The organism is Parafrankia discariae, from assembly GCF_000373365.1.
GTDB lineage: Bacteria > Actinomycetota > Actinomycetes > Frankiales > Frankiaceae > Parafrankia > Parafrankia discariae.
Genome location: NZ_KB891241.1, coordinates 227,032 through 246,347, shown reverse-complemented (window position 1 = coordinate 246,347; position 19,316 = coordinate 227,032). Strand labels below are relative to the sequence as shown.

General features: G+C 73.4%; 18 protein-coding genes. 11 read left to right on the top strand and 7 right to left on the bottom strand.

The window, feature by feature from the left end; genetic code table 11:
• Positions 1 to 2 precede the first annotated feature (2 nt).
• Positions 3 to 977, bottom strand: a complete 975-nt coding sequence (locus tag B056_RS0125450; RefSeq protein ID WP_026240138.1) for an NAD-dependent epimerase/dehydratase family protein — start codon at positions 975 to 977, stop codon at positions 3 to 5.
• Between the two features lie 212 nt (positions 978 to 1,189).
• Between B056_RS0125450 and B056_RS0125445 the strand changes: the two genes are divergently transcribed.
• The 9 genes from B056_RS0125445 (at position 1,190) to B056_RS0125400 (ending at position 10,472) form a co-directional block, all read left to right on the top strand.
• Positions 1,190 to 1,930: a NeuD/PglB/VioB family sugar acetyltransferase gene (locus tag B056_RS0125445; protein ID WP_018504679.1), complete on the top strand. Its 741-nt coding sequence runs from the start codon at positions 1,190 to 1,192 to the stop codon at positions 1,928 to 1,930.
• Between the two features lie 7 nt (positions 1,931 to 1,937).
• Entirely contained in the window at positions 1,938 to 2,693 is a 756-nt protein-coding gene (locus B056_RS0125440) for a tyrosine-protein phosphatase (protein WP_018504678.1), read from the top strand.
• Between the two features lie 106 nt (positions 2,694 to 2,799).
• Complete coding sequence (locus tag B056_RS0125435; RefSeq protein WP_018504677.1) at positions 2,800 to 3,330, top strand: transglycosylase SLT domain-containing protein; 531 nt, start codon at positions 2,800 to 2,802, stop codon at positions 3,328 to 3,330.
• Positions 3,331 to 3,404: 74 nt separating this feature from the next.
• Positions 3,405 to 5,063, top strand: coding sequence for a helix-turn-helix domain-containing protein (locus B056_RS0125430; protein ID WP_230203179.1), 1,659 nt, complete (start codon positions 3,405 to 3,407; stop codon positions 5,061 to 5,063).
• A 244-nt stretch (positions 5,064 to 5,307) separates the two neighbouring features.
• On the top strand, positions 5,308 to 6,294 hold the full coding sequence (locus B056_RS0125425; RefSeq protein ID WP_018504676.1) for an ACP S-malonyltransferase: 987 nt from the start codon (positions 5,308 to 5,310) through the stop codon (positions 6,292 to 6,294).
• On the top strand, positions 6,291 to 7,229 hold the full coding sequence (locus tag B056_RS0125420) for a beta-ketoacyl-ACP synthase III (RefSeq protein ID WP_026240136.1): 939 nt from the start codon (positions 6,291 to 6,293) through the stop codon (positions 7,227 to 7,229). The genes B056_RS0125425 and B056_RS0125420 overlap by 4 nt, the downstream gene beginning before the upstream one ends.
• Positions 7,230 to 7,416: 187 nt before the next feature.
• Positions 7,417 to 7,665, top strand: coding sequence for an acyl carrier protein (locus B056_RS0125410; RefSeq protein WP_018504673.1), 249 nt, complete (start codon positions 7,417 to 7,419; stop codon positions 7,663 to 7,665).
• The gene (fabF, locus tag B056_RS0125405; RefSeq protein WP_018504672.1) at positions 7,662 to 8,888 is read left to right on the top strand and encodes a beta-ketoacyl-ACP synthase II; all 1,227 of its coding nucleotides are present in this window, start codon (positions 7,662 to 7,664) and stop codon (positions 8,886 to 8,888) included. The genes B056_RS0125410 and fabF overlap by 4 nt, the downstream gene beginning before the upstream one ends.
• Before the next feature lie 180 nt (positions 8,889 to 9,068).
• Complete coding sequence (locus tag B056_RS0125400) at positions 9,069 to 10,472, top strand: acyl-CoA carboxylase subunit beta (protein WP_018504671.1); 1,404 nt, start codon at positions 9,069 to 9,071, stop codon at positions 10,470 to 10,472.
• Between the two features lie 191 nt (positions 10,473 to 10,663).
• Here B056_RS0125400 and B056_RS0125395 read toward each other — a convergent pair whose 3' ends face one another.
• Positions 10,664 to 11,284, bottom strand: a complete 621-nt coding sequence (locus B056_RS0125395) for a DUF222 domain-containing protein (protein ID WP_230203178.1) — start codon at positions 11,282 to 11,284, stop codon at positions 10,664 to 10,666.
• A gap of 207 nt (positions 11,285 to 11,491) precedes the next feature.
• On the opposite strand from B056_RS0125395, the gene B056_RS0125390 reads away from it, so the two are divergent.
• Positions 11,492 to 12,976 (top strand): MFS transporter, encoded by a 1,485-nt coding sequence (locus tag B056_RS0125390; protein ID WP_026240135.1) that lies wholly within the window; start codon positions 11,492 to 11,494, stop codon positions 12,974 to 12,976.
• Between the two features lie 208 nt (positions 12,977 to 13,184).
• On the opposite strand, the gene B056_RS0125385 is transcribed toward B056_RS0125390, so the two are convergent.
• Entirely contained in the window at positions 13,185 to 15,608 is a 2,424-nt protein-coding gene (locus tag B056_RS0125385; protein ID WP_018504668.1) for an AAA family ATPase, read from the bottom strand.
• A 2-nt stretch (positions 15,609 to 15,610) separates the two neighbouring features.
• Positions 15,611 to 16,276 (bottom strand): hypothetical protein, encoded by a 666-nt coding sequence (locus B056_RS0125380; protein ID WP_018504667.1) that lies wholly within the window; start codon positions 16,274 to 16,276, stop codon positions 15,611 to 15,613.
• Positions 16,277 to 16,681: 405 nt separating this feature from the next.
• Here B056_RS0125380 and B056_RS0125375 point away from each other — a divergent pair, with 405 nt between their 5' ends.
• The gene (locus tag B056_RS0125375; RefSeq protein WP_026240134.1) at positions 16,682 to 17,116 is read left to right on the top strand and encodes a hypothetical protein; all 435 of its coding nucleotides are present in this window, start codon (positions 16,682 to 16,684) and stop codon (positions 17,114 to 17,116) included.
• Between the two features lie 82 nt (positions 17,117 to 17,198).
• Here the strand turns inward: B056_RS0125375 and B056_RS0125370 are convergent, their stop codons facing one another.
• The 3 genes from B056_RS0125370 to moaA are packed head-to-tail and all read right to left on the bottom strand — an operon-like array spanning position 17,199 to position 19,227.
• Entirely contained in the window at positions 17,199 to 17,522 is a 324-nt protein-coding gene (locus B056_RS0125370; RefSeq protein ID WP_018504665.1) for a DUF6457 domain-containing protein, read from the bottom strand.
• The gene (gene mobA / locus B056_RS0125365) at positions 17,522 to 18,175 is read right to left on the bottom strand and encodes a molybdenum cofactor guanylyltransferase (protein ID WP_230203177.1); all 654 of its coding nucleotides are present in this window, start codon (positions 18,173 to 18,175) and stop codon (positions 17,522 to 17,524) included. The genes B056_RS0125370 and mobA overlap by 1 nt, the downstream gene beginning before the upstream one ends.
• Positions 18,176 to 18,231: 56 nt before the next feature.
• A complete protein-coding gene (gene moaA, locus B056_RS0125360; protein WP_026240133.1) occupies positions 18,232 to 19,227 on the bottom strand; it encodes a GTP 3',8-cyclase MoaA in 996 nt (331 codons plus the stop codon).
• Positions 19,228 to 19,316 lie beyond the last annotated feature (89 nt).

The following is a 19,316-nucleotide window of genomic DNA, read 5'->3' as shown; positions in this document are numbered from 1 at the left end:
GGTCAGCGGTGCGGGGTGGTGCCCGCGGATCTGGGTGCCGCGCCGGGGGAATCGCCGAGGCGCTCCCGGTACCAGTGCACCGTCTCCTCCAGGGTCGCCCGCAGGTCCGGGCGCTCGACGGAGCCGAACAGCGCGTACATGGCGTCCGGGCGGGCCCGCGAGTCGCGGACGTCCCCCGCGCGCGGCGCGCCGTGCGCGACGTCGAGCCGGTGGCCGAGGATGTCCTCGAGGTGGGCGACCAGCGCCAGCAGGTCGGTGCTCGTCCCGAACGCCAGGTTCACCGGCCCGGGGTGGGCCAGCCGGCGGCAGGCCGCGTCGGCCAGCAGCCCGGCGACCGCCTCGACGTAGGTGAAGTCCCTGGTCTGCCGGCCGTCGCCGTGTACCGGCAGCGGACGTCCACGCAGCGCGGCGTCGATGAACGACGGCACGACGGCGGCCTGGACGTGCCGGGCCGGCTGGTACGGGCCGTAGACGTTGAACAGCCGGGTGACCAGCACCGGCAGCCCGAAGCTCGCCTGGTGCGCCAGGGCGTAGCCCTCGGCCGCCGCCGCGCTGGCCGCGTACGGGCTGGTCGGGCGCGGCGGATCATCCTCGGTCTGGGGCCGGCCGTCGGACGTCCCGTACACCAGCGCCGACGAGACGACCACGACGTGGGTCTCGCCGCGCTGCGCCACGTCGAGCACGGTCAGGGTGCCGGTCGCGTTGACATGGTGGGTGGCCAGCGGGTCGAGCAGCGAGCGCTCGACGGAGGGCCGCGCCGCCAGGTGGACGACGCTGTCCGCCCCGGTGCAGGCGTCCTCGAGCAGCTCGCGGTCGGTGACGCTGCCGAGGACGAGGCGCACGGGCAGGCCGAGCAGGTTCGACCGGGCTCCGGTGCTGAGGTCGTCGACGACGATCACCTCACAGCCACGGGCCAGCAGGGCACGGGTCAGGTGGGCGCCTATGAACCCGGCGCCCCCGGTCACCACGACCCTCATCGTCTGATCACTCTCCCTGAGCAGGTTAAGCGACGATATGCAATCGATCAGACACCCATAGTAATCGAGATGAGAGGGCTGGGCGGTGATACCACGCATCCCGGGGCGCGCCCCCCGAGATACCGCCCACCCCACAGGGGCACCCCCAGTCGGGGTCGACTACTCAGAGTGTCCAATTGAACGTGGGTCGTCATCGCTCTACGGTCGGCCCCGTGCCAGACCTCGGACGCCAGCTCGTCATCGTGGGAGCCGGCGGCCACGGCCGCGAGCTCCTCGACCTCGTCGAGGCGGTCAACGCCGCCGGCGACCGGGACATCTACCGGTTCCTCGGGTTCCTCGACGACGGTGAGGTCGACCCCGACCCGCTCGCCCGGCGCGGAAGCACCGTGCTGGGCGGGCTCGACCTGCTGGCCGGCCTCGATGCCGACTACCTGATCGGGGTCGGCGCGGCGGCCTCACGGGCCCGCATCGACCGGTACGCCAGCGCCTGCGGGCGGCGCCCGGCCACCATCGTCCATCCCCGCGCCTACCTGGGCGGCGATGTGAAGCTCGGGCCGGGCACCGTGGTCTGCGCGCTCGCGAGCCTCACCACCAACATCGAGACGGGCCGGCACGTCCTGGTGAACATCGGCGCCGGTGTCGCGCACGACTGCCGGCTCGGCGACTACGCGACGCTCGCCCCCGGCGCCCGGATCGGCGGCGCCGTCGAGGTCGGCCCCGGCGCCTGGGTGGGGATGCAGGCGAGCGTCGTGCGCAGCAGGCGGATCGGCGCCGGCGCGGTGGTCGGCGCCGGGGCGGTCGTCACCGGAGACGTGCGTCCCGGACTCGTCGTGGCCGGGGTGCCGGCCCGCCCGATCGACCCCTCCGACGCCGGCGCGGACGCCGCCCGACCGCCGATCGTGGAACCGAGGACGCCGGAACCCCAGACCGGGGCACCACGCGCCGACCTATGATCGGAAGGTGCACCGGTGGTTCGACCTCGCAGGCACCGACAACACCCGTGACCTCGGCGGGCTGCCGACATCCGACGGGCGCCTGACCCGGTCGGGTGTCCTGCTGCGCAGCGACACCCTCCAGGAGCTGACCGCCGCCGACGTGGCCCGGCTGCGCGAGGTGTTCGGCCTGCGGGCGGTGCTCGACCTGCGGGCCCCGGTGGAGGCGGCCCGGGAGGGCCGCGGCCCGCTGGAGTACGAGGACGTGGCCTACCACAACCTCTCGTTCCTGCCCGGCGAATGGATCATGCCGGACGATCCCCGGTTCCCCGCGATCGTGAAGGACCTCGACTCGGTCGACCGGGTCGAGCACTACCTGGACTACCTCCGCCTGGCCGGGAACGCCGTGGCCGGATCCGTCCGCCTGCTCGCCCAGCCGGCGACGGGGCCGGCGCTGTTCCACTGCGCCGCGGGCAAGGACCGCACCGGGGTGCTCTCGGCGCTCCTGCTCGGGATCGTCGGCGTCGTCGACGAGGCGATCATCGAGGACTACGCCCTGACCAACGAGCGGATCGCCCGGGTCGACGCCCGGCTCGCCCGCCGGCCGTCCTACAACCGGCCCGAGGACCCGTTGACCATCGACAAGATGAGCTGCCGGCCGGAGGTCATGCGCGGTTTCCTCGGCGGCGTCGCCGAGATCTGGGGCGGTCCGGCCGCCTGGGCGCGCGCGGCGGGCGTCCCCGAGGAGGACCTTCGCTCGCTGCGGTCACTGCTCGTCGGTTGAGACACGAACCGTTGAGACACGAACCGATGAGACGAGAACCTAGCGGCCGCGGTGAAGACCACGACCGCGCGGACACATCCCCCGTACGGAACGGACAATAGGAGGCATGATCCGGCGCGCGCCCGTCACCGCGGTCCTGGCCGTGATCATCGTGATCGCGCTGCTGTCCGGATGCAGTCACATCTTCGAACGGCCCTTCGCCGACGTCCCCGCGGACCTGATCCCCGTGTTCCAGGCCGCGGCCAGCACCTACGGGGTCCTCAGCGCGGCGCAGCTCGCCGCCCAGGCCAGGGTCGAGAGCCGTTTCGATCCCTCGGCCGTCTCGCACGCCGGCGCCCGCGGCATGATGCAGTTCCTCCCCACCACCTGGGCGGAGTTCGGCATCGACGGCGACGGAGACGGCCTCGCCGATCCACTCGAACCCCGCGACGCGATCATCTCGGCGGCCAACTACGAGGCACACCTGGCCGAGGCCGTGGCCGACCTGCCCGGAGACCGCATCTCCCTCGTGCTCGCCGCCTACAACGCGGGGCCGGACGCCGTCCGCACCGCGGGGGGAATCCCGGACTTCGACGAGACCCGTTCCTACGTGGCCAGGGTGCATGACTGGGCCGCCACCTATCGGGACCAGCTCTGACGAGCTGACCTCCTCACCCGGGTGTTCCCCGGGTGAGCCGACGGTCGGGGCGCCCCGCGGGGAGCTCTGGTGACATGCTCGACGCCGTGGCAGCAGACCCGTCCGGCGAGGCACCCGCGCACGAGCCGGCGGAGGGCACCCCACTGCCCCCGTCCCTCTCCCCGGCCACCGTGGCCTCCTTCTCCTCCTCCACCCCCGTCTCGTCGACGTCGGGCCCCGGCCATGTCGTGCCGCCGGCCCGGACCGCGCCCGCCGCCCGAGACGCCTCCCCCGACGACGCGCCGGCCGGCCGGCCGCTCCCGCCCCGCGGCTCCACCGACGAGGTGATCCGCCGGGTCGAACTGGCCAGCGGCCGGCTCGCCGCGCGGGCCGTCACCCGGATGACGGAGGTGCTCCCCTGGTACCCGGCGATGTCCGCCCGGCACCGGGCCGACATCCAGCTCGTGGTGCAGGCCGGGATCTCGTCGTTCGTCGAGTGGTGCCGCCGCCCCGAGCACGCCCGGGAACTGTCCGGCGACGTCTTCCGGGTCGCGCCCCGCGAGCTGGTGCGGGCGGTGACCTTCCGGCGGCTGGTCGATCTCGTCCGGGTCGCCGTCGAGGCCATCGAGGCCGAGGTTTCGACCCTGGCCGGCCCGGAACACGAACAGCGCCTGCTCGCCGACGTGCTGCGTTACTCCCGGGACATCGCGTTCGCGGGCGCGGTGGTGTACGCGCGCGCCGCCGAGGAGCGCGGCGCGTGGGATGCCCGGCTGGAGGCGCTGGTCGTCGACCACGTGGTGCGCGGCGAGGTCGACCGCGGCCTGCCGTCACGGGCCGCCGCGGTCGGCTGGCGCAACCCGCCGTCGGTCACCGTCGTCGTCGGCGCGGCGCCGCCGACCTCGCCCGAGGTCGCCGTCGACGAGGTGCACCGACTGGCCCGGGGCGCCGGCCTCGAGGTGCTCGCCGGGGTCCACCACGACCGGCTCGTGATGGTCGTCGGCGGCGCCTTCGGCCCTGACGACGGTGACCCGCCGGGCTCGCCGGCGAACGCCGGCGGAAGCGGGCCCGGCGGGGCGAACGGGGCCGGGCACGGTGGTTCCGGGCACAGCGGTTCCGGGCACGGGGCGGCCGGGCACGGGGCGGCCGGGCACGGTGGGAGTGGACACGGTGGGGGTGGGCCGGGCGGCGCCGGCGGGTCCGCGTCCGGGTCCGGGTCTCCGGCCGTCGCGGCTGGCGCCGGGGGCGGATCCGGTCGCGGCGACACCCCGCGGCCGTCCGGTGACGCCGACACCGCGCTGGAGGCCGCCCGCGCACTGCTGCCCGCCTGCGGGCCGGGCCCGGTGGTGGTCGGGCCGATCGCGGGCGACCTCACCGGTGCGCCCCGGTGCGCCCGCGCGGCGCTCGCCGCCGCGGATGTCGTCGCCGCCTGGCGGGCGGCGCCGCGCCCGGTCTCGGCGAGCGCGCTGCTGCCGGAACTGGCGCTGGCCGGTGATCCGGACGCGCGGCAGAGCCTGATCAGGGAGGTCTACCTCCCGCTGCGCCACGCCGGCACCCCGCTTCTGGAGACAGCTGGCGCATACCTCGACTTCGGCGCGTCGCTGGAGGCGACCGCCCGGGCGCTCTACCTTCATCCGAACACGGTGCGTTACCGGCTGCGCAAGGTCGCGGACGTCTGTGGTCTTGATCCAGCCGATCACCGCGAGCGGTTCATCCTGCACATCGCTCTGGTGCTCGGTCGCCTGGACGGTGCGTAACCTACAGGTCAGATCGGACCGGACCCCCGTCCGCGACCTGCCCGCACGGCCCTTCCCGTCGGTGCGAGAACCATCACACCAAGCAAATTTACTGCCCTGTCGCCGGATTCCGGTCCAGAGGCACGGAGGGGCACTAACGTACCGTCGGAGCCTGCCGCTTTGTAGGACACCGACAACGAGCCGACGAGACATCGGTGACTCGCCGCCAGCGACAACGACCGGCCACACGGGGTTAGGTGGATACGTGCTCGCGATCCTCGCACCAGGACAGGGTGCTCAGACGCCGGGACAGCTCCGTCCCTGGCTGGAACTCGACGGCGTCGAGGCCCGGCTGCGCTGGTGGTCGGCGGCGGCCGGTTTGGACCTGGTCGACATCGGCTGTGAGGCACCGGCGGAGAGCATTCGGGACACCGCGATCGCCCAGCCGCTCATCGTCGCGAACGGGTTGCTGGCCGCCGAGCAGCTGGGCCTGCTGCCGGCGGCCCCCGCCGGCGGTGCCCGCACGGTCGTGGCCGGGCACAGCGTCGGCGAGATCACCGGCGCCGCGATCACCGGCTCACTCACCCCGGAGTCGGCGCTGCTGTTCGTCGGCCTGCGAGGCCGGGCGATGGCCGAGGCGTCCGCGCGGACCCCCACGGGGATGACCGCGCTGCTCGGCGGCGACCCGGACGAGATCGCCACGGTGCTGGCGGAAATGGGCCTCACCGCCGCGAACCGCAACGGCGCGGGGCAGATCGTCGCCGCGGGCACACTCGAGGATCTCGCGAAGCTCGCCGACTCCCCCCCACCGAAGACGAAGCTGCGGCCGCTGTCCGTGGCCGGGGCGTTCCACACCCACCACATGGCCTCGGCCGGCGACGTGCTGCGGGCCGTCGCGGGTGGCATCCGGCCCGGGGCTCCGGCCCTCGGCCAGCTCTCCAACGCCGACGGCGCCGCGGTGCACGACGGCGCCGACCTGGTCACCCGGCTGGTGGCCCAGGTGGCGGCACCGGTGCGCTGGGATCTGTGCCTGGCCGCCATGCGCGAGGCCGGGGTGAGCGCCGTGATCGAGCTGCCGCCCGCCGGCACACTCGCCGGCATCGCCCGGCGCGAGCTGCGCGGAGCGAAGATCGTCGCGGTGAAGACACCCGACGACCTGGACGCCGCCCGCGAACTCGTCGCCGAGTACCTGCCCACCGCCGGGGTTGCCGTACCGCCCCAGGCCGAGCCCCTGGTCGGGGCGGCCTCATGACGGGGGCGCGGATGCTGGGGCTGGGCACCTACCGGCCGGCCCGACTGGTCACCAACGACGAGATCATCCGGCAGGTCGACACCTCGGACCTCTGGATCCGCAGCCGGACCGGCATCTCGACCCGGCGGATCGCCGACGACGACGAGACCACGGTCGCGATGGGGGTCAGCGCGGCGGACAAGGCACTGGCCGCCGCCGGGCTCGACGCCCGCGACGTGGAGGCCGTGATCGGGGCGACCTGCACGGCGCCATCCCAGATCCCGGGCACCGCGCCGCAGGTCGCCGCCCGGCTCGGTGCCTCGGCCGCGGGAACCTTCGACATCAACGGCGGCTGCGCCGGCTTCTGCTACGCCGTCTCCACCGCGGCGGACATGGTCCGGGCCGGTAGTGCCCGGCACGTGCTGGTCGTCGCGACCGAGCGGCTCTCCGACTACACCGACTGGAGCGACCGCTCCACCTGCATCCTGCTCGCGGACGGGGCCGGCGCGGTCGTGATCGGCGCCGCCGAGACCGAGCAGATCGGCCCGGCGGTCTGGGGCCACGACGGGTCGCGGCCCGAGGCGATCCAGGTTCCCGGGCGTGGCGACAACTCGTTCCGCATGGAGGGCCCGGCCGTGTTCCGCTGGGCCATCTCGCTCGTACCCACCTTGCGGACGGTCTGCGAGCGGGCCGGTGTCGCGCCGGCCGAGCTGGCCGCGATCGTGCCGCACCAGGCGAATCTGCGCATCGTCGAGGCGCTCGCGGGTGGCCTCGGTGTCCCCGACGTGCCGATCGCCCGCGATGTGGTGGACTCCGGCAACACGTCCGCGGCAAGCATCCCGCTCGCGCTCGACCGGATGATGGAAGCCGGCGAGGTCGTCTCGGGCGATCCGGTGCTGCTGTTCGGTTTCGGCGCCGGCCTGACCTACTGCGGACAGGTCGTCCGATGCCCCTGAGCACCGCCCCCGAGCACCGCGTTTCTCCCCGGTACTCCGCTGCCCCCGAGTACCCCGGCCCAGGCCGCGGCCACCCGTGCCGCGGCCGGGCCCCGCACCACCGCCGTGCGGAGCTGCCCGCGCGGGCCGCCCGCGCGGCCACCGGCCCGGCCGGAACGCTGATCCCGTAACGCACAGGAGGAAAACAATGTCGCAAACCGATATCCTCGCCGGCCTCGCCGAGATCCTCGAGGAGGTCGCCGGAGTGGACCCGGCCGACGTCACCGCGGACAAGACCTTCATCGACGACCTGGACGTCGACTCGCTCTCCATGGTCGAGGTCGTCGTCGCGGCCGAGGAGAAGTTCGGTGTGAAGATCCCGGACGAGGACGTCAAGACCCTCAAGACCGTCGGCGACGCCGTCTCGTACATCCAGCGGGCGGGTGTCGCCGCGTGACCCCGACCCCCAGGCAGGTCGTCGTCACCGGCCTCGGGGCTACCACTCCCCTCGGCGGCGACGTGCCGTCCACGTGGGAGGGGCTGCTCTCCGGCCGCTCCGGCGCGCGTCGCCTGACCGAGGACTGGGTCGAACAGCTCCCCGTCCACATCGCCGCCCCGCTCGCCGTCGAACCACCGCTGGGCCGTGTCGAGGCCAGAACCCTCGACCGCAGCCAGCAGATGGCGCTGGTCGCCGCGCGGGAGGCATGGGCCCACGCGGGCTCCCCGGAGGTCGACTCCGAGCGCCTCGCCGTCTGCGTGGCGTCCGGGATCGGCGGGGTGCTGACCCTGCTCAACCAGCACGACGTGCTGCGGGAGCGTGGGGCGCGGCGGGTGTCGCCGCACGTCGTGCCGATGCTGATGCCGAACGGCCCGGCGAGCACGGTCGGTCTGGCGTTCGGCGCCAAGGCCGGTGTGCACGCGCCGGTCAGCGCGTGCGCGTCCGGCTCGGAGGCGATCGCGCTGGCGCTGGACATCATCCGCGCCGGCCGGGCGGACATCGTGATCGCCGGCGGCACGGAGGCGGCGATCGCCGCCCTGCCGATCGCCGGGTTCGCGCAGATGCAGGCGCTCTCCCGGCGCAACGACGCACCCGAGACCGCCTCGCGCCCGTTCGACAAGGCCCGGGACGGCTTCGTGCTCGGTGAGGGCGCGGCGGTCATCGTGGTGGAGTCGGCGGAGCACGCGCAGGCCCGCGGCGCGCGGGTCCTCGGGACCCTCGCTGGCGCCGGCATCAGCTCGGACGCCTACCACGTGGCCGCGACGGATCCGACCGGGGCCGGCGCGGCCCGGGCGATCCGGACGGCGCTGCGCTCGGCCTCTTTGGAGCCCGAGGACGTCATCCACGTCAACGCGCACGCGACGTCGACCCCGACCGGGGACGTCGCCGAGTCGATCGCGCTTCGGTTGGCGCTGGGCTCCGCGATCGACTCGATCGCGGTGACCTCGACCAAGTCGATGACCGGCCACCTGCTCGGGGCGGCCGGCGCGCTGGAGGCCGTGGTCACGCTGCTCTCGCTGCGCGAGCGTGTCGTCCCCGCGACGCGCAACCTCGACGCGCTCGACGACGAGATCGCTCTGGATGTCGTGAGCATCGACAACCGGGAGCTCGGCACCGGCGCTGGCCTGTCGAACTCGTTCGGGTTCGGTGGGCACGACGTCTGTCTCGCGTTCACGGTGTAGGACACGCGCCCGGCGCCCCCGGGAAAGACCGTGCCACCCGCTACGACGGCGGCACACCTGGGGGCGCCGGGGCGGTTCGCCGGGTTCCACCCTCCGGCCAGGAAGTACCTCACGGTGGCCGCACCGGGGCCGCCATCTGCGCAGGAGCAGACTGATACCGCTCAACCAAGGAGACCTACGGTGAGTCTGTCCACCATCGACCGCACCGATTCCCGCACTCCCGTCTCGCGGCTGAGCCGCTTCTTCGACCCGGACACGCTCTCGCTGTTCGCCTCCGCCGACGGTTCGGGTGTCGTGGCGGGCCAGGGGCTCGTCGACGGCAACGAGGTCGTCGCGTTCGCCACCGACCCCACGGTCCAGGGCGGCGCGATGGGCCGGGACGGCTGCGCGCGCATCGTGCACGCGATCGAGTCGGCCGTCCGGATGAGCTGCCCCGTGATCGGTATCTGGCACTCCGGGGGCGCCCGCCTGCAGGAGGGCGTGGCCTCGCTCGACGGCGTCGGCCGGGTCTTCGCGGCGACTGTCCGCGCCTCGGGACGGGTGCCGCAGCTCTCGCTGGTCCTCGGGGCCGCGGCCGGCGGCGCCGCCTACGGACCGGCGCTCACCGACCTGGTCATCACCGGGCCCGACGCGAAGGTCTTCGTCACCGGCCCGGACGTCGTCCGCTCGGTGACCGGCGAGGAGTGCACGGCCGACAGCCTCGGCGGCCCCGAGGTTCACTCGACCCGCAGCGGGGTCGTCCACCTCGCCTGCGACACCGACGACGCCGCGTTCGACCGGACCCGCGCGATCACCGCGCTGCTGGCCGACCAGGGCTCCATCGGCCACGTCGCCGAGCGTGAGCTCGGCGATCTGCTGCCGGAGAACCCCCGCCGCGCCTACGACGTGCGGCCGCTCGTCGCCGGCCTGCTCGACGACGAGGTCGTCGAGCTGCACCCCAAGTGGGCGCGCAACATCGTCACGGCCCTCGGCCGCCTCGGCGGGCGGACGGTCGGCGTGGTGGCGAACAACCCGCTGCGCCGCGGCGGCTGCCTCGACGCGCTCTCGGCGGAGAAGGCCTCGCGCTTCGTGCGGATGTGCGACTCGTTCGGGGTTCCGCTCGTGGTGCTCGTCGACGTTCCCGGCTACCTGCCCGGCGTGGGCCAGGAGTGGGAAGGTGTGGTGCGGCGCGGCGCGAAGCTGCTCTACGCGTTCTCCGAGTGCACCGTGCCCCGGGTCACCGTCGTCACCCGTAAGGCCTACGGCGGCGCGTACATCGCGATGAACGCCCGCTGCCTGGGCGCCACCGCGGTCTACGCCTGGCCGACGGCTCAGCTCGCGGTCATGGGGGCGGAGGCCGCGGTCGGCATCCTGCACCGCCGGCAGCTGGCCGAGGTGCCCGTCCAGCGCCGCCCGGACGTGATGGCCGAGCTGGCCGAGGAGCACGTCCGGACCGTCGGCGGGATCGACCGCGCGGTGGAACTGGGCGTGGTGGACGCGGTCGTCACACCCGCGACGACCCGCGGAGCGGTCGCGGCCGCGCTCGCCGACGCGGCCGCCGAGGCCCGGGTGGACAAGAACGTTCACGGCAACATCCCTCTGTAGTCCCTCTCGCTCCAGCCAGGCGACGGCTCAGGCCCGCGATGACTCAGGCCTTCGGCAGCACCGACCGTCGAGATGTGGCGGCCGGGCGAGTCTCCGGACTCCCCGGCCGCCACGTTCCTGTCGGGACTGCCGCCCGCCGGCCCGCGCTTCCGGGTCCCGCCACCGGACGGCGGCCCCGTCACGGCGTCTCGTCACGGCACAGGGGGCTTGGGCCTGCCCGAGGGACGTGAGCTCTCGGATTCGGCCAGGCGGATCCACGTCCGGACGACGTTGCCCATCTGTCGGGGGTTCATCCACAGGGCGGCCCGGGCGAAGATCGGGTCGGCGCTGCGCGCGAGCTCGCCACGCGCGGCCTCCAGCGCCGGGGCGATGGCGCGGACGTGGTCGAAGCTGATCGTGCCCGTCCGGAAAGCCTCCGCGGTCACCGGCAGGGATCGCAGCGCGCGCGCCACCGTGAGCGCCGAGGTCGTCGTCGGGTGGACGAGCCGGCACTCCCGGCGCAGCCAGGCGGCCGCCGACCGGGCTCCGGCGAGGTTCCACAGCTCACGCCGGTCGAACTCGGCGAGCAGGCGGACCCAGCAGGCGTCGGTGGCGTCGACGAGCCGGCGCATGTCCGCCACCAGCAGGGCGAGCTCAGTGTCCGGCACCTCGCCGGGGTCGAGGGCCGCCAGCCGGGCCACCTGCGCGTCGAGGTCCTTCACCGCCACCTCCCGCCCCACACCCGTACTCCACTCACCGGGCGCCCCGCACCCACCCGCGGGCACCACCTGCCCGGTCGGTGACACCGGTGGGACCTGCCCGGTCGGCCCCACCGAAGAGATTATCGAACACATGTTCGAATGTTAGGGCATCGCCACCCCATCGCCAAGCCGCGGTCCGGATGCGTGACCGACCCGCGACCCCGAGCCGCCGGTCCCGCCACACCCCCACCCGAACGTCCGCCGACCTGGCCGCGAAATACTTAGCTGCGCGAAATAAATATCGGCGGAGGCATGTTGTCCACGTCGGAGGTGCGCCGCATGAGTGGTTCGGACCAGGTCACGTCAAGGAGGAGCGCAGGAGGCGCGGAGAGCACGGGTAGCCGGTCACCGTCGTCCACCGGCACCTTCGCCGCCCTGCAGGTACCGAACTTCCGCCTCTTCCTCGGTGGTCAGGTGGTCTCGCTCTGCGGGACCTGGATGCAGATGATCGCCCTGGGCTGGCTGGTGCTGTCGCTCGGCGCGTCCGGCACCGAGCTCGGGCTCGTCACCGCGGCCCAGTTCCTGCCCGTGCTGCTGTTCGGCGCCTACGGCGGGCTGATCGCCGACCGCTCGAACACCCGCAGGCTCCTGATCACCACCCAGATCATTCTCGGTTCCCTCGCCGTCCTGCTCGGCGTCCTGGACCTGACGGGCACAGCCCAGCTGTGGATGGTCGCCGCCGTCGCGGCGGCGATCGGGATGACCAGCGCGGTCGACAACCCGGCGCGGCAGAGCTTCGTCCAGGAGATGGTGGGGTCGGAGTTCCTGCCCAACGCGGTCACGCTGAACTCGGTGACCATGAACGCGGCCCGGGTCGTCGGGCCGGGCATCGCCGGCGTCCTCATCAGCCTGGTCGGCACCAGCGGCTGTTTCCTGCTGAACGGCGTCTCGTTCATCGCCGTGGTCATCGCGCTGCAGCGGATCGACACCACGGCGCTGATGCGTCGCCGCCCCGTGCCGCGAGCGCCAAGGCAGGTGCGCTCCGGGCTCGCCTACGCGATGCGGACGCCGAGTCTGCGGATCCCGCTGCTCATGATGGCCGTGATCGGAGCGTTGTCCTACGAGTTCCAGGTCGTGCTGCCGCTCGTGGCACGTGAGACCTTTGACGGGTCGGCCACGACGTACAGCCTCCTCACCGGCGCGATGGGTGCGGGGGCCGTGGCCGGCGGCCTGGTCGTCGCCCGGCACCGGCGGGTGGGGGTGCCGGCCCTCGCGGTCACCTCCGGGGTGTTCGGCGTGGTCACCCTGGTGGCGGCCGCGGCCCCGGTGCTGGCTCTGGAGGTCGCCGCGCTCGTGGTGGTCGGCGCGGCGAGCGTCGCGTTCATCTCCACCGGCAACGCGACCGTGCAGCTCTCCGCCGCGCCGGAGATGCGCGGCCGGGTGATGGCGCTGTGGTCGGTGGCGTTCCTCGGCTCGACCCCGGTCGGCGGCCCGATCGCGGGCTGGGTGTCCGAGACGTTCGGTGCGCGGGCCGGCCTGGCGATGGCCGGCGCGGCGGCGCTGGCCGGATCCGCCTTCGCGGCGGCGTCCCTGCGCGGCCGGGCCACGCGCGCCCAGGCGGTTCCGGCGGCGGCCGTCCCCCAGCCACCGGCCGCGCCGTCCGGCGACCCGATACCCTCCGCCAGCGCCAGCACCGCCACCAGCACCAGCGCGAGCGACCCGACGGCCGCCACGACGACCGACACCACGCTCGGCAACCCGGTCGAGGCGGTGCTCAGCACCGCTGCCACACCGCAACGCGGACCTGCTCTGCAGGACGTCTGACCCCGGCTCGGGGCAATCAGCACGCGTCAGCCGCGCTCCGAACGACTTGTCGAAGTGTGTTGCCTGAGCTGGCCTGTCCGCTGGAGGGCAACTCGGTTCGCGGTCCCGTGCCAAGCCGCCGTGACCCGCCCGGCCCGACCCGACCCAGCCTGGCCCAGCCCGGCCCGTGCGGCTCGCGCGGGTTGCGGGCTGTTGGGTGTGGGCGGCGTCAGCTGGCGGTGGAGGGGCCCTCCGGCAGTGCCTGTGCCACGGGGGTGGCCCCGCGGGCGGCGGCCCGGCCGAGCTCGGGAAGCTCCCGGAGATCGTCGTGGTGCATCCCGCGGTGGGCCTGGACCGCGGAGCGGTGGTAGTCCTCCGCGACGGCCAGGAAGCCCGGTTCCAGGTAGCGGCGGCCGTCGAGCGTCGGGCCGACCGTCCCCTCCATGATGGCCTCGACGTCCTCGCCGGTGATCGTCTTGTGGGTCTCCAGCGCGTGGGTGAGGGCCAGCACCTCGCGCCGGTTCGCCGACAGGACGGCCTCGGTGCGGGTGTAGATCTCCCGCAGCTTGGCCTCGACCTGCTCGCCGAAGGGCCGGTCGGAGTCGATGGACGCCTGGCCCATCTGATGTTCGATCATGCTCAGCCGGGAGGCGAGCGTCTCGCCCATGGCGGCCGAGGAGATGTTGCTCGACACCAGCAGGGTGGCGCTGCGCAGGTCCCCGCCGACGCCCACCGTGTTGTCACCGTCGAAGAACATCCGCTCGCCGGCCAGGGAGGCGAGGGAGACCATCACCTGGACCTCGATCTCCGACTTCCACATGAACATGCGGTCCTCGACCGCCACGTGCGCGACGAACCCGCCGACTCCCCCGCGCCGTTCGATGGTCGCCAGGTCGATGACCCGTCCACGCTGGGTGCGGTAGGCGACGACGGCGTGGCAGGCCTCGTGCAGGGCGATGCTGTGCCGCTCCCCGGCGATGTGCTCGTGGTCGTCGGCGAGGCCGTACTCCTTGACCACCCGGGCGCGGAGCATGTCCTGCCAGGTGATGACCTCGCGGCCGTCCTTGACAGCCTGCACGAGCGCCTCGTTGACCGTGTCCTTGATCGTGGCGCCGGTGGCCTCGGGGCTCATGATGGCGAGCCGCTCGACCTGGTCCGGGGTCAGCTGGTGGCGCACCTTGGCCAGGTAGCCCTCGAAGGTCCGGATCCGGCCCTCCTTGCTGGGGTAGCCGACCTTGTAGATGCGGTCGATGCGGCCGGGCCGCAGCAGCGCCTCGTCCAGCGACTGGGGCATGTTCGTCGCCATCATCACCAGGATGCGGTACTTCGGCGGCGGCTTGGGACGCATGCCGAGGGTCCGCCGGACGATCCGGTTGAGGAAGCCGCGCGGCTTCTTCAGACCGGACATCTCGGTGAGCAGGGCCTGCAGCGTGCCGTCCGCGCTGGATCCGCCCATTCCGCCGCCCATGACGAAGTTCTCGCGCTGGGCGTGGTCGCGGGCGATCTGGGCCCGGGCGAACGAGTCCAGGTAGGAGAAGCCGTTGCAGGCGTCGAACGACTCCCCGCCCGCCGGCACGCCGAACGGGCTGTGCCCGGTGGAGAAAGCCGCCGCCCCGGTGCCGAGACCGCCCGCGCCGAGCTTGCCCCCGCCGGTGAAGCCGCTGGCGAGCTGGCCGCGGTTGCCGAGGGTGTCGGCCTCGTCGAAGAAGACGATGACACCGCCGTACCGCAGCGCCAGCTTGCGCAGCTTGCGGAACAGCGACTTCACCTTCATGATGCCGACGCCCATGAACATCGCCGAGAAGGCTCCCGGGTCGACGAAGACGTACGGCTTGCCGGTCTCGCCGGCCACCGCCTCGGCGATGAGCGTCTTGCCGGTGCCGGGCGGGCCCCACAGCAGGATCCCGCCGGGTACGTAGCCGCCCCTGTCCTCGATCTCCTCGGGGCGTTCCAGGTAGAAGACGTTCTCCTGGACGCGGCTCACGACGTGGTCCTGGCCCCAGACGTCGGCGAAGCGGGTCTTGATGTCCTCGGGGAAGTAGACCTCGACGCCGCCCTTGGACAGGAACCAGAAGATGGCGACGAACTGCCCGACGACGACGACCAGCAGCAGCACCATCTGCAGGACGAGCGGGATGGCCTTCCACGCCGCGCCCGGCAGGCCGACCGTCGCCTCGAAGATGGACTGGTCGACGATGCGGGCGTAGACGAACAGGAACAGCGCGAACGCGGCCACGATCTTCAGCGCCCGGCTGGCCCGGTACCGGTTCCAGTCGTTGAGGCGCAGCAGCCGGCGCTCGGCGCGGCCGAAGACCTTGTCGGTCCAGAACACGTAGTACCGCGACGACCGCTCGCCGAGGAAGACGTGGATCTGGTGGACCACCTCGAGCCCGAACAGGGCGAGGATCCACCAACTCGACCGCGACTGGATGCGGAACGCGTCGCCCCAGGTCATCAGCGGGTTGCCGGAGACGTCCGCCGCGACCACGAAGGCGAAGAGCGCGCCGAGCAGGAACAGGAACTTCGTTCTGTCCCACAGCGCCGCGGGACGTCGGCGCGGCGCGGTCGAGGAGTCGGAAGCGGCGTCGCCCGCGGTGGTCTCCCCCGCGGGCGCGGAGGAACCCGAACTGGTCGCCCGGTCGGTTGCGCTCATGCCTACTGCCCTCGGTCCGTCGGCTTGATGGTGAACGAGCCCGTGACCTCGCCGATCTGCCCGCCGTGCTGGGCGTAGCAGAACGCGGAGCAGGCCAGGACGAGCTGGTAGAGCACGGTCTGGTTCTGGTCCAGCAGGCTGGTCTGGTCGATGGTGACCAGTCCGGCCGCGGTGGCCACCTGGTAGATCAGGTGCACCCCGTGGACGCCGCTGTCCTGCGTCACCTTCTGGTCGGTCAGGAGCAGGAAGCTGGGCGCGAGGCGCGCGCCGTACGGGTCCTGGCGGACGGCCTCCTCCTGCGCCGCGACCGCGTCGTCGACGGTGACCACGAAGTTGCGCAGGTCGTTGGTGGAGACCGCATTGGCCTCCTCCGGGAGAAGATGCCTAACCTGGACGAAACCCTTCGGCAACGGCGCATCGGGAACAAACAGACTGGTTTCGTCGAACTTCTCGGCGGCGTCCAGCCCGACGACCCACTCGCGGGACATCAGGCCGGTCAGCATCTCGGGGCTCACATTGCGGGCGTCGATGCCGAACAGGGCCGGCCCGGGCATCTCCTGATGCGTCCAGGCGGCCGGCACCTTCAGGAACGCGCCGTCATCTTTGTTCGTCACATAGTCGTAACTGGACGACCCGCATCCGGAGATCGACACGAGCAGCACCGCCACCGCGGCGACGACCAGTACCGGGGCTGACCTCGGCCTCGACCCTGGCCGGGGTCGTGGCAGCGGTCGCGGCCAACGGCCACGACTTGTAACCTCCACGGCGATCCTCCAGCCTCGCGAGGTCGATCCCATGGTGCGACGCCGGGCCCTGGATACACCGTTGACCGGTCGGTCGGCCCATGGATCTCTCATTTCCCACGGTAAGTGTGACTCATTCCGGCGCACTGTCGAAGTGCCTTCACCGGAAAGAGGCATTCCAGATACCCTCCGCTGTCGCGGTCGGCTCCCCCGCCGGTGGCTTCCGACGTCGCGTCCCACCCTGCGTCGCGCCTCTGCGGGCCGCCAGTCGGGGGGCTGACAACACCCCACCGCCTGGACAGTTCCGACGACGGGGGCACACTGTGGTGCATGGCGCATTACCGGCGCGGCCGTAAGGTTCCAGCGCTACCCCCGGTGCGCAGGCACATCGTCGGCGGCCTGACCGTGGTGGCCGTGTTCGTGATGGTTGGCCTGACGGTGTGGCGTCCGCTCGCGGCGCTGCCGGCCCTCGTCGTGATCGCCGCCCTCGGCGTGCTGGACTATGTGATCGTCACAACGTCACCGGCCGCCCGCAAGCTGCCCTCCGGCCCGCTGAGCGGCCGCGAGCTCGACTGGGAGTCCGGGCTGATCGAGGCCGCGCCCGGGCTCGTCGACGCACCCACCCAGATGCTGCCGCGCCTGACCTTCGGCTACCCCCGCGACGACGCCGAGGACATCCCCGAACCGGACGCCGAGGACGTGCACACGATGGCCATCGACATGCGCGGCTACCTGGACGAGACCGGCCCCGTCCGCATGCACTAGGCGTCGCCTGACCGCCCGGGCGGTCAGGCGACGCGCCCGGGCACGAGGTGTCAGGTGTCAGGCCTCAGGCGTCTGTCAGACGTCAGGCGTCGTGTTCCGGCAGCAGGGCCAGCACCGTGTCCACGGCGGCCCGGACGTCGGCGGCGCTGCCACCGCCACGGCCCGCCGCGAGCCCGACCAGGAAGGCCGTCAGCGGCGCCGCGGGCCGCGCGACCTGGTGGGCGACGTCCCGGGTGAGGTCGAGGACGAGCGTGGCGTCCACCGACCCGGGCGCCAGACCGAGCGCGGCGCCGGCCCGGCTCACCCACTCGGCCAGCGCGTCGCCCAGCGGTGGGGCGCCGGTACCCGCGGTGCCCGCAGTGCCCTCGGCGGCCGTGGGCCCGTCCGTCTCGTCCTCAGCGGTCATCAGCGCATCGTGCCCCAGCCGTGCGGTCCGGGGACGGCCCGTGCCCGGGCCGCCGCCAGCGAGGCCGGGTCGTCGCAGTCGAGGCAGGCCTGGTCGGTGGCCGGAACGGTCCGCACCTCCCGGCCGGCCAGCAGCGAGCGCACCGAGCGGCCCGCCGGGTCCGCCGGCAGGGCGGCGCGGAGCGCGGCGGCGCGCCAGGCCGCCGCGAGGTACTGCGCCCGGCCAGCCGGGTCGGCGAGCACCGCCACGTCCACCGCCACGTCGGCGGCACCGTGACCCGGTGACGCGCCCCCCAGCGATCCGAGCAGGCCGGTGATCTCCGCGACGCCGACGAAGGGCAGGTCGACCGCGAGCACGACGACCAGCGGGGCCGCGACAAGCCGCATCCCGGCGGCGATGGCGGCGACCGGCCCGCCGCCCGGCGGGTCCTCGCGGGTCCAGCGGACCGGCCGGGAACCGGGCCGGGCCGGGCGCGGCGGCCCGACGACGATGATCCGCTCGGCCGCGCGGGTGGCGTCGAGCACCCTGTCCAGCAGCCGCAGGCCGCCGACGACGACGCTGGCCTTGTCCTGACCGCCGAGCCGCCGGGAGTGTCCGCCGGCGAGGACCAGCGCGTCCCACGGTTCACCCGGGCCGGCCACGCGCCGCGCCACCGCCACCGCCGGCGCGGCCGGCAGCGAAGACGGCGGCGACGATGACGAGGGCGGTGTCACCCGCCGATCGCCGACATCGGCCGGTCCGGCTGGTGGAAGCCCGGAGCGTCGATTCCGTGGCCGGCGTGTTTCCCCCACACCGCGCGGACCCACCGGTCGGCGAGGTCGTCGTCAGTGGCGCCGGCCCGCAGCGGGCCGCGGAGATCGGATTCCTCCCGGGCGAACAGGCAGTTCCGGACCTGCCCGTCCGCGGTGAGCCGGACCCGGTCGCAGGCCGCGCAGAACGGCGCGGACACCGAGCCGATCACCCCGACGGTGCCGGACCCCCCGTCGACGGCGAACAGCTCGGCGGGCGCGCTCCCCCGCCCCGGCAACGGGGTCAGGGCGAACTCCGCCGCCAGCCGGGCCAGGATCTCGCCGGCCGTGACCATCTCGGCGCGCCGCCAGCCGTGCTGGGCGTCGAGCGGCATCTGCTCGATGAAGCGCAGCTGGTAGCCACGCGCCAGGCACCAGCGCAGCAGCGGTGCGGCCTCGTCGTCGTTGCGGCCACGCAGGAGCACCGCGTTCACCTTCACCGGACCCAGCCCGGCGTCGGCCGCGGCGGCGAGACCGGCCAGGACGTCGGCGAGCCGGTCGCGGCGGGTGATCCGGGCGAAGCGCTCGGGGCGCAGCGTGTCCAGCGAGATGTTGACCCGGTCCAGGCCGGCGGCGGCGAGCGGGCCGGCCAGGCCGGCCCGGCCGGCCAGGCGCAGACCGTTGGTGGTGAGCGAGAGCTCCGGCCGGGGCGAGAGCGCCGCCATCCGCTCGACCAGGCGCACCAGGCCCGGGCGGAGTGTGGGCTCGCCGCCGGTCAGCCGGATCTCGGTGACGCCCAGCCGGGCCACCGCGATCGTGACCAGCCGCAGGATCTCGTCGTCGGTGAGCAGCAGCGGACCGGGCAGCCAGTCCAGGCCGTCGGCGGGCATGCAGTAGGCGCAGCGCAGGTTGCACCGGTCGGTCAGCGACACCCGTAGGTCGGTGGCGACCCGCCCGTAGGAATCGGTTAACCGCATCTCCTCACAGTAGGTGCCCCCGGAACAGGACACACGCGTTGTCCGGCCCACTCCGGGCGATCCCGACCCCACGTCGAGCGGGGTGGACG